This window comes from Brevundimonas sp. (assembly GCF_051860745.1).
Lineage (GTDB): Bacteria > Pseudomonadota > Alphaproteobacteria > Caulobacterales > Caulobacteraceae > Brevundimonas.
The window spans coordinates 1-9,374 of the sequence record NZ_JBHYDN010000025.1; the positions used below are offsets into that span (position 1 = coordinate 1).

Annotated in this window: 8 protein-coding genes; 4 read left to right on the plus strand and 4 right to left on the minus strand. The window is 67.5% G+C overall.

The features are described 5' to 3' along the window. Nucleotides 1-299 precede the first annotated feature (299 nt). Both ACTIEW_RS15515 and ACTIEW_RS15520 read left to right on the plus strand, forming a co-directional pair. Complete coding sequence (locus tag ACTIEW_RS15515) at nt 300-1,205, plus strand: SDR family NAD(P)-dependent oxidoreductase (RefSeq protein WP_439478804.1); 906 nt, start codon at nt 300-302, stop codon at nt 1,203-1,205. A gap of 108 nt (nt 1,206-1,313) precedes the next feature. After that, complete coding sequence (locus tag ACTIEW_RS15520; RefSeq protein ID WP_439478805.1) at nt 1,314-2,519, plus strand: acetyl-CoA C-acyltransferase; 1,206 nt, start codon at nt 1,314-1,316, stop codon at nt 2,517-2,519. On the opposite strand, the gene ACTIEW_RS15525 is transcribed toward ACTIEW_RS15520, so the two are convergent. Continuing rightward, the gene (locus ACTIEW_RS15525) at nt 2,513-3,223 is read right to left on the minus strand and encodes a helix-turn-helix transcriptional regulator (RefSeq protein ID WP_439478806.1); all 711 of its coding nucleotides are present in this window, start codon (nt 3,221-3,223) and stop codon (nt 2,513-2,515) included. The genes ACTIEW_RS15520 and ACTIEW_RS15525 overlap by 7 nt on opposite strands. Nucleotides 3,224-3,370: 147 nt before the next feature. Between ACTIEW_RS15525 and ACTIEW_RS15530 the strand changes: the two genes are divergently transcribed. Beyond that, on the plus strand, nt 3,371-3,985 hold the full coding sequence (locus ACTIEW_RS15530; protein WP_439478807.1) for a glutathione S-transferase family protein: 615 nt from the start codon (nt 3,371-3,373) through the stop codon (nt 3,983-3,985). Here ACTIEW_RS15530 and ACTIEW_RS15535 read toward each other — a convergent pair. The 3 genes from ACTIEW_RS15535 to otsB all read right to left on the minus strand — a co-directional run bounded on the left by ACTIEW_RS15535 (nt 3,973) and on the right by otsB (nt 8,091). Further along, nucleotides 3,973-5,409 (minus strand): alpha,alpha-trehalose-phosphate synthase (UDP-forming), encoded by a 1,437-nt coding sequence (locus tag ACTIEW_RS15535; RefSeq protein ID WP_439478808.1) that lies wholly within the window; start codon nt 5,407-5,409, stop codon nt 3,973-3,975. The genes ACTIEW_RS15530 and ACTIEW_RS15535 overlap by 13 nt on opposite strands. A gap of 112 nt (nt 5,410-5,521) precedes the next feature. Then, on the minus strand, nt 5,522-7,306 hold the full coding sequence (locus tag ACTIEW_RS15540) for a glycoside hydrolase family 15 protein (protein ID WP_439478809.1): 1,785 nt from the start codon (nt 7,304-7,306) through the stop codon (nt 5,522-5,524). After that, nucleotides 7,303-8,091, minus strand: a complete 789-nt coding sequence (otsB, locus tag ACTIEW_RS15545; RefSeq protein WP_439478810.1) for a trehalose-phosphatase — start codon at nt 8,089-8,091, stop codon at nt 7,303-7,305. Before otsB ends, ACTIEW_RS15540 begins: the two co-directional genes overlap by 4 nt. Before the next feature lie 106 nt (nt 8,092-8,197). Between otsB and ACTIEW_RS15550 the strand changes: the two genes are divergently transcribed. Beyond that, entirely contained in the window at nt 8,198-9,211 is a 1,014-nt protein-coding gene (locus ACTIEW_RS15550; protein WP_439478811.1) for a KpsF/GutQ family sugar-phosphate isomerase, read from the plus strand. Nucleotides 9,212-9,374: the final 163 nt, after the last annotated feature.

The following is a 9,374-nucleotide window of genomic DNA, read 5'->3' on the forward strand; positions in this document are numbered from 1 at the left end:
AACCCGCATCAATCGCGCCGTACCAGCCATTCGGCTCGGCGTTGGCGACGCCGGCTGAGAACAGCCCCGCCATCGCCACGCCAGCAAGAAGTTTCACCTTCATCATATCCCTCATACTCAGTGGTTGCCCGAAGTCCCCGTTTATACGGGGCGCTCGCAATGCCGAACGGGAATGTACCGTCGAGGTTCCTCATTCTGGATACGAATGTGGCGACTGTGGCGCCGTTTCAACACATTGAGCGGGTTTCCCGAAGCGGAACGGCTGCTAGGAAGCTCCCGACGACAAGAGGAGCAGTCGGATGACGATGCGGTTTGACGGACGGGTGGCGATCGTGACGGGGGCCGGCGGCGGCCTGGGGCGTGAACATGCCCTCGCCCTGGCCAAACGCGGCGCAAAAGTGGTCGTCAACGATCTGGGTGGAGCCCGCGACGGTTCGGGCGGCTCCGCGACCGCCGCCGAGTCTGTCGTGGCCGAGATCGGGGCAGCGGGCGGCGAGGCCATGGCCAATGCCGCCTCGGTCACCGATTTCGCCGCGGTTGAGGCCATGGTTGCGGCCGCGGTGGAGAAATGGGGTCGGGTCGACATCCTGGTGAACAATGCCGGCGTCCTGCGCGACAAGTCCTTCGCCAAGATGGAGCTGGACGATTTCCGCTTCGTCATGGACGTCCACCTGATGGGCGCCGTCCACTGCACCAAGGCGGTGTGGGACATCATGCGCGAGGCCAACTACGGCCGCATCGTCATGACCACCTCCTCCTCGGGCCTGTACGGCAATTTCGGCCAGTCCAACTACGGCGCGGCCAAGATGGCCCTTGTGGGCCTGATGCAGACCCTGTCGATCGAGGGCGCGAAGAACGACATCCGCGTCAACTGTCTGGCCCCCACCGCCCACACCCGTATGACCGAGGACCTCGGCGCCCGCCTGCCCCTGGATCTGCTGGGACCAGACACGGTCTCGCCCGGCCTGCTGCATCTGGTCAGCGAGGACGCCCCCAGCCGCTGTATCCTGACCGCCGGCGCCGGCGGGTTCGAACGCGCCTATGTGACGATCACCCAGGGCATCCGCGCCGTCGGCGAGGACGCCCCGGAGCAGGTCGCCGCCCGCTTCGCCGAAATTTCGGACCGCACCGGCGAGATCGTCCCTGAAATGGGCGCGGCCCAAGGAATGATCGAGCTCACAAAGGCCCAGCAGGCGCTCGGCTGACCTCTTGCCTTGACCCAACGGCAAGCGCCTAGGGTCGCCGTCAACCCGCCCTCAAGCAGCGAGCCTCCGCGAGGCGAGCGATAGGGCAAACAAGCAGGAGCATCGCAGATGCGACGTGAAGCCGTCATCGTCTCCACCGCCCGCACCCCCATCGGCCGGGCCTATCGCGGCGCTTTCAACGACACCCAGGCGCAGCAGTTGGGCGGTCACGCTATCCGCCACGCCGTCGCGCGCTCGGGCGTCGATCCGGCCGAGATCGAGGACGTGGTCATGGGCGCGGCCCTGCAGCAGGGCTCGACAGGCACCAATGTGGCGCGACAGTCGGCGCTGGCCGCCGGCCTGCCGGTCACCACGGCGGGTATGAGCCTGGACCGCCAGTGCGCTTCGGGTCTGATGGCCATCGCCACGGCGGCGAAACAGGTGACGCATGACGGGCAGGTCGTGGCTGTCGGCGGCGGGCTGGAGTCGGTCTCGCTGGTGCAGAACCAGAACATGAACCTGTTCCGCCTGCGCGACCCCGACCTGCTGAAGCTGCAGCCGCACATCTATATGTCGATGCTGGAGACGGCCGAGGTCGTCGCCGCCCGCTACGGGATCAGCCGCGACGCCCAGGACGAATATGCCCTGCGGTCCCAGCAGCGCACCGCCACCGCCCAGGCCGAGGGCCGTCTGGACGCCGAGATCGTGTCCATGACCACCACCATGCAGGTGATGGACAAGGCGACCGGTCAGGCCTCCGCGAAGGAGATCACTCTCTCGAAGGACGAGGGCAACCGCGCCGACACGACCTTGGAGGGCCTGCAATCTCTGAAGCCGGTGTTCGGGGGCGGCGAGGCGATCGCCGAGGGCCGCTTCATCACCGCCGGCAACGCCTCACAGCTGTCGGACGGGGCTTCGGCCTGCGTGATCATGGAGGCGAAGGAGACGGAACGGCGCGGCCTGACCCCGCTGGGCGCTTACCGCGGCATGGCCGTGGCCGGCTGCGATCCCGACGAAATGGGCATCGGCCCGGTCTTCGCCGTGCCCCGCCTGCTCGAGCGCCACGGCCTGACCGTCGACGACATCGGCATCTGGGAGCTGAACGAGGCGTTCGCGGTGCAGGTGCTGTACTGCCGCGACCGGCTGGGCATTCCGGACGACCGGCTCAACGTCTCGGGCGGCGCCATCTCCATCGGCCACCCCTACGGCATGTCGGGCGCCCGGATGACTGGCCACGTCCTGATCGAAGGCAAGCGGCGCGGCGCCAAATACGGCGTGGTGACCATGTGCATCGGCGGCGGCATGGGAGCGGCGGGCCTGTTCGAGATCTACTGAGTCCTGCTCTCGTACTCGCAACGGCGCGCCTCCATGAGGGCGAACCAGCGCGCACGCAGCACGGCGGGGCGGCCGGGATAGCGGTCGTCGAGGAATTCGGCCTCGATCACCCGGTCGGTGCGGAAGGTGCGGAAATCGTCCCGCGTCTCGCACCAGCCGACCAGCAGCCGCGTGGTCTCGCGATAGCCGACCAGACAGGGCCAGATGACCCGCTGTGTCTCCCGCCCCTGTTCGTCCGCATAGTGGAGACGCAGCTTGCGGCCGGCGTGGATCCACGCCCGGACGCGGGACATGTCGAGCGTGTCAACCTCATGCTTCCAGGCGGGCGGCGTCGCCACCGCAGGCTCCAGCACCACGGGCCGCAGCTTCTCCGGGACCGTGGCGGCGATCTTGGCGATCAGATCGCGGGCGGCGCGCGCCAGGGCCGGATCGCCACGACCCGCCACCCATTGCGCCCCCAGCACCGCCGCCTCGACCTCGTCCGAGGTCAACATCAGGGGCGGCATATCGAAGCCGCCGTCCAGCACATAGCCGATGCCAGCCTCGCCGCGGATCGGCACCCGCTGGGCCATCAGGGTGGCGATGTCGCGATAGATCGAGCGTTTCGACGTCTCCAGTTCGGTCGCCACGGCCTCGGCCGTCACCGGTTTCGACGACCGGCGTAGCACCTGGATGATCTGGAATAACCGGTCGGCGCGTCTCATTCGCCCACTCTGGATGACGACAGCTGACAGCATGCTGGCAGCAGGGTGACAGTAGTCAAGACAGGTCGGCGGCGACGGGTTGCCGACGCGCTCAAGCAGTGAGGCGCCGCGCGCCGAGCGATAGCGCCACCCAGAAGGAGTTTCGCCATGCTCACCCTGTTCCACGCTCCCCAATCGCGTTCGAGCCGCATCGTCTGGCTGCTCGAGGAAATCGGAGCCGACTATGACATCCGCTACGTCGACATCTTCCGGTCCATGACAGGCACGGGCGGTCGCGACCCCGCCAATCTGCACCCCGACGGCAAGGTCCCCGCCCTGGCGCACAAGGACGCCGTGGTGACCGAGTCGGCGGCGGTGGCCCTGTATCTGACGGACCTGTTCCCCGAGGCCGGACTGGGCGCTGCGGCTGGATCGGCCGAACGCGCCGCCTATGTGACCTGGCTGGCCTGGACGGCGGGCGAGATGGAGCCGGCCTACTGGGGCAAGATCAGCGGCCAGACGGACGGCGATCCGGTCGCCCAGGCCCGTTATGACGCTGTCATCGCCCGTCTGTTCGGGGCGCTGGAGCGGGGCCCGTATCTGATGGGGGAACGGTTCACGGCGGTCGACGTCATGGTCGGCAGCGCTCTGGCCTGGGGCCGCGAATACTCGCCGGACAGCCCCCTCCTGGACGCCTATCTGGCGCGGATCATGGACCGGCCGGCGAATGTGATGGCTACGGCCCGGGACGGCGACGTTCCCGAGGCCGTTCAGGCGGCCTGATCGGAGGCGGCGGCGACTGACCCGTCGCCGCCGTGCGCGGGGCATTCGACGGCGCGAAGGGTCGAGACGAAGTCGTCGCGCCAGATGCCCACGTCCGTGTCGCGCACCACCTGCATCAGGCACGCCCATTTTCGCTTCCGTTCCTCCAACGGCATGGTCAGGGCGCGCTGGATGGCGTCGGACAATTCCTCGCGGCTGAACGGATTGACCAGCAGGGCTTCGCCCATCTGTTCGGCCGCGCCGGCGAACCGCGACAGCACCAGCACGCCGGGATCGTCCGGATTCTGGGCCGCGACATACTCCTTGGCCACCAGGTTCATGCCGTCACGTAGCGGCGTGACGAGCCCTACCCGCGCGGCGCGGTAGATGCCCGCCAGCTGGTCCCGGCGATAGGTGCGGTTCAGATATCGGATCGGCTGCCAGTCCATCTCGGCGTAGGCGCCGTTGATCCGGCCCGCGAGGGCGTCCAGCCGCCCGCGGATGTCCTGATAGGCATCGACCTCGTCGCGGGAGATCGGCGTGACCTGCAACAACAGGACCTGGGAGCGCATGTCCGGATTGGTCTCGAGGAACTGCTCATAGCCCAGCAACCGTTCCTCAAGCCCCTTGGAATAGTCGAGCCGGTCAACGCCGACGATCAGCGTCCGGAACGCCGCGGAGGACGCCATTCGGTCATAAGACCGCTGACCGAGAGCGGAGTTTCGCGCGGCTATGAAACCATCGACATCGATCCCTATCGGGAAGACGCCGGCCTGAACCGTCTTGCCGAAAGCCTCAAGCGCGTCATTGGGCAGTAGTTTTCCATTCACGCTGGGCTCCGACGCCACATAGTCGCGGAACAGGTCCAGCCATTCGCGGGTTTGGAAGCCGATCAGGTCGTAGTCGAACATCGCCTCCACCAGCCGGCGGTGATGGGGCAGTGTCACCAGCAGCTGCCGCACCGGCCAGGGCGTGTGCAGGAAGAAGCCGATCCGGTTCTTCACGCCCAGTCGTCGCAAATCCCGGGCGAGCGGGATCATGTGATAGTCGTGAATCCAGATGACGTCTTCCGACTGGATCAGGGGCGCCAGCACTTCGGCGAACCGGGCGTTCGTCCGCTCATATCCCTCGCCGTAGGACCGCTCATAGGCGGTCAGGTCAACGCGGTGATGGAACAGCGGCCACAGGGTCTTGTTGGCGTAGCCGTTGTAATATTCGTCGACGTCCTGGGCTTCCAGATCAACGAGGGCGACGGTGACGCCGGCCCGGTCCTCCATCTTGAGCTCGCCGGTGAATTGCTCGACGGTCTCGCCGGACCAGCCGAACCACAGGCCGTCGTATTTCCGCAGCGCGGCCGATAGCGCCATGGCCAGACCGCCGGTCGAGCCGGCGGCGGGGTCTTTGGGCGCGGACACGCGGTTGGAGACGACGATCAGGCGGCTCATGTCGCACCAACGCATTCCACCGGCGTCGGGCGCCAACGCGATATCGTGAGAGTCTCCTCCCCCGCCCCTTTGCGGGGGAAGAGGACCGCGCAAACCTTGGTGGAGGGGGTCCTCATCGCGCGTCCGTCCAAGACCGGCTGAGCAGGACGGCGCAGTTGATGATGCCGACAAGGGAGTAGGTCTGCGGATAGTTGCCCCACAGCTCCCTGTCGCCCAGCGACAGGTCCTCGGACAGCAGCCCGGCGTGGGTCCGGCGGCTCAGCATCTCCTCAAAGATCTCGCGCGCCTCGGCGTCGCGACCATTCAGGTGAAGGGCTTCAATGAACCAGAAGGTGCAGAAGTTGAACGCCGTCTCCGGTTCGCCGAAATCATCCGCCTCGATATAGCGGAACAGATAGGGTCCCTTCTTCAGGTCCCTTTCGATGGCGTCGAAGGTCGCGACCTGTCGCGGGTCGCGGGCGTCGAGAAAGCCGAGATCGGTCATTTGCAGCAGGGAGGCGTCCAGCTCGCGATTGCCGAAGCTGGCGGCGAACCGGCCCTCGTCGGGCAGGAAGGCCTCGCGTTCGATCCGTTCGCGGATGATCGCCGCCCGGTCGTTCCAGAACAGGGCGCGGGTGGCCAGGCCCATATGATCCGCCGCCTTGGCCAGCCGATCGCAGGCGGCCCAGCACATCACCGAGGAATAGGTGTGCACCCTGGCGATGGTGCGGAACTCCCACAGACCGGCGTCGACCTGGTCGTGCATGGCGAAGGCGCGGTCGCCGACCTTTTCCAGAGCATGGAAATCCTCGATCGTGCCCGGGCGCAGCAGCCGCTGGTCATAGAAGGTCTGGACCAGCGGCAGGACGATCTGGCCGTACACATCGTGCTGCAGATGCTCGCGGGCCTGATTGCCCACCCGCACCGGCTTCATGCCGCGATAGCCCGCCACCGTCTCGGTGATCCTCTCGTCGATGTCCTCTTCCAGCCCGACGCCATAGACCGGCTGGACGTGGCCGCCGGCGGAGGCGTCGACCAGGTTGCGCAGATAGCCGAGGTAGTTTTCCAGGAGATCGACCGCGCCCAGCCGGTTCAACGCCCGCACCACATAGTAGGCGTCGCGGATCCAGCAGTAGCGGTAGTCCCAGTTGCGGCCGCTCTCGGGAAACTCGGGCACCGAGGTGGTCATGGCCGCGACGATCGCGCCCGTCTCCTCATAGGCGCAGAGCTTCAGGGTGATGGCGGCGCGTATCACCGCCGCCTGCCAGTCCAGCGGCAGATAGAGGGTGCGGACCCAGTCCTGCCAATAGGCGACGGTGCGGTCCAGAACCGCCGAGACACCGGGTCCGACGTCCTGATCATAGCCCTCGTCGGGCCCGAAGAAGAAGGCCTGCGGCCGTTCCAGCCGGAAGACCCGTTCGTTCAGGATGTGGGACACCGGACAGTCGGTCGTCAGCCGGAAGGTCACGTCCGTGCACAGATAGCGGATATGGTTCGAACCGTTGGTCGTCTCCGCCCGGCGAGCCCCCCAGTCGGCGGACGGTCGCAGGCGCACCCGGATGCGCGGCGACCCGGTGAGGGGCCGGACGATCCGGCCGAAGGCCAGCGGCCGATAGGTGCGGCTGTGTTTCGGATGCCGCGGGGCGAAGTCGATGATCTCGACCGAGGCGCCGTCCTCCGCCGTCAGCACGGTGCGGAGGACCGGCGTGTTGCGGACATAGGCCTGTTCGACCGTCACCAGTCCTTCCAGCTTGATGTCCCAGAAGCCGTGGTCGGGATCGGACCCGTCCATCAGGGCCGAAAACACCGGATCGCCGTCCACCCGTGGCGCGCAGGCCCAGACATAGCGGCCGTCGCGGTCGATCAGGGCGCTGATCGAGCAGTTGCCGATGGGGGCGAGGTCGAGGTTCGGGGTCATGGGCGCGCCTCGACGGCGTCCAGCCAGGTCAGGGCGGCGTCCACATCCGGCAGTCTGAAGGTCGCGGCGGTCCGGCGCGGCGGACCGATCAGCACGCCGAAGCCGCCCAGGTCGGCGGCGGCGCGGAACCCGTCCTCATCGGTCAAGTCATCGCCCAGCATGACGGGAACCGCCCCGGCGAAGGGCGGCTCCAGCATGAAGGCCTTGAGCGCCGTGCCCTTGTCCGTTCCCGGCGTCTTCAGCTCGACCACCAGATGGCCGGACTGCAGCGCCAGCCCGGTCTCGACGGCGAGGCTGTGAGCCAGGGCTTCTGCGGCGGCGGCCTCGGTCGGTGCGCCACGATAGTGCAGGCCCGCCGACACCGCCTTGTCCTCGACGATCATACCGGGGCGGTCCCGGGCGAAGCGCTCGAAGGCAACTACCGCATCGCGGACCGCCGGGTCGGCGGCGGTGTGGTCCAGCGATCCATCGGCCCGTCTGCGCTCCAGCCCGTGCACGCCCGAGGCGGAGGCGGAGGCGCTTTCCGCGATCCGGTCGATCTCGGCGATGGTGCGGCCGCTGAGGATCGCGACCCGCCCTTCCAGCCGCTCCGCCAGCCGGAGCAGCACCGCCGTGCGGCGCGCATCAGGAACGACTGCGTCCGGCGTGGCCGCCAGCGGCGCCAGTACGCCATCCATGTCCAGGAACAGGGCCGGACGCTGCAGAAAGGCGGACGGGGGCGGCAGATATGAGAGCGCCTCGACCGGCGCGGAGGCGCCATCGGTGTTCAGGTCTGGATTCAGCATGCCCTTATCCTAACGCGATCCTGTGGCAAAGGTGACCCCCGCGCCGCATTTTCTCGCATTGCAGCAATCGGCGCGGCTCGCCCGACGGATTGTGAAACCGCGCCGGATGGGCCAATTCCGCAGCATGACCAACGCCGCCGCCCCTGCCCTGTCCGCCGATCCCGCCGCTATGACCGCCCGGGCGCGGGAGGTGATCCAGCTGAACATCGCCGCGCTTCAGGCGCTGGAAGCGGGTCTCGACGACGGCATCGCCCGCGCCTGCGACATCATCCTGTCCCGCACCGGCTATCTGGTCGTCACCGGCATGGGCAAGTCGGGCCACATCGGCGGCAAGATCGCCGCCACGCTGGCCTCCACCGGCACCAACGCCTTCTTCGTCCACCCGGCGGAGATGAGCCACGGCGACCTCGGGATGCTGCGCAAGGACGTCACCCTGTTGGCCATCTCCAACTCCGGTGAAAGCCGCGAGCTGCGCGATCCGCTGCTCTACTGCCAGCGCGAGGGCATTCCGGTGATCGGTCTGACCCAGCGGCCCAACAGTTTCCTCGGCCGTTCGGCTGCTGTCTGCCTGACCATGCCGCAGGTGGCCGAGGCCTGCCCCAACGGTCTGGCGCCGACGACCTCGACCTTGATGACCCTGGCCCTCGGCGACGCCCTGGCCATGGTGCTGATGGACCGGCGCGGCTTCACCGCCGAGGCCTTCGGCCTGCATCACCCCGGCGGCAAGCTGGGCATGAGCCTGCAGAGCGTGCGCGACTGGATGGGCGACCGTCCGCCCGCCCCCGCGACCGTGCCCCTGACCGCGAGCTTCGCCGAGGTGGTCTCCGCCATCACCGAGGGCCGCAAGGGCGCCGCGGCGGTTCTGAACGGCGACGGGAGTCTGGCCGGAATCGTCACCGACGGCGACGTGCGGCGGGCTTTCTCACGAGACCTCAACGGACTGACCGCCGCCGACGTCATGAGCCCCGGCCCCAAGATCATCGCGCCCGACGCCCGCATGAGCGACGCCGTTGACCTGATGACCCAGAACAGGATCGCCACCCTGCTGGTGGTCGAGGACGGCCGGCCTGTCGCCATCGTCCATATCGCCGAACTGATGCAGGCCGGCTACGTCGGCTAGAGCGAAATCGGTCTTGGTGGACGCAGTCCGCCAAGGCTCAGATTTCGCTCCAGCGTAATTCTGGACCATTTTTTGGATTCAGGTCGATTCGACCTGAAGCAAAAATGGTCTAGAGCGGGACTCGTTCACACGGAACCGTATCCGGAGTTGACGAGGTAGTTGG

Excerpts from the sequence above, each read along its gene's own strand:
- ACTIEW_RS15520 (WP_439478805.1), top strand. The coding sequence starts at position 1,314 with ATGCGACGTGAAGCCGTCATCGTCTCCACCGCCCGCACCCCCATCGGC.
- ACTIEW_RS15525 (WP_439478806.1), bottom strand. The coding sequence starts at position 3,223 with ATGAGACGCGCCGACCGGTTATTCCAGATCATCCAGGTGCTACGCCGG.
- ACTIEW_RS15535 (WP_439478808.1), bottom strand. The coding sequence starts at position 5,409 with ATGAGCCGCCTGATCGTCGTCTCCAACCGCGTGTCCGCGCCCAAAGAC.
- ACTIEW_RS15540 (WP_439478809.1), bottom strand. The coding sequence starts at position 7,306 with ATGACCCCGAACCTCGACCTCGCCCCCATCGGCAACTGCTCGATCAGC.
- ACTIEW_RS15550 (WP_439478811.1), top strand. The coding sequence starts at position 8,198 with ATGGGCCAATTCCGCAGCATGACCAACGCCGCCGCCCCTGCCCTGTCC.
- ACTIEW_RS15515 (WP_439478804.1), top strand. The coding sequence starts at position 300 with ATGACGATGCGGTTTGACGGACGGGTGGCGATCGTGACGGGGGCCGGC.
- ACTIEW_RS15530 (WP_439478807.1), top strand. The coding sequence starts at position 3,371 with ATGCTCACCCTGTTCCACGCTCCCCAATCGCGTTCGAGCCGCATCGTC.
- otsB (WP_439478810.1), bottom strand. The coding sequence starts at position 8,091 with ATGCTGAATCCAGACCTGAACACCGATGGCGCCTCCGCGCCGGTCGAG.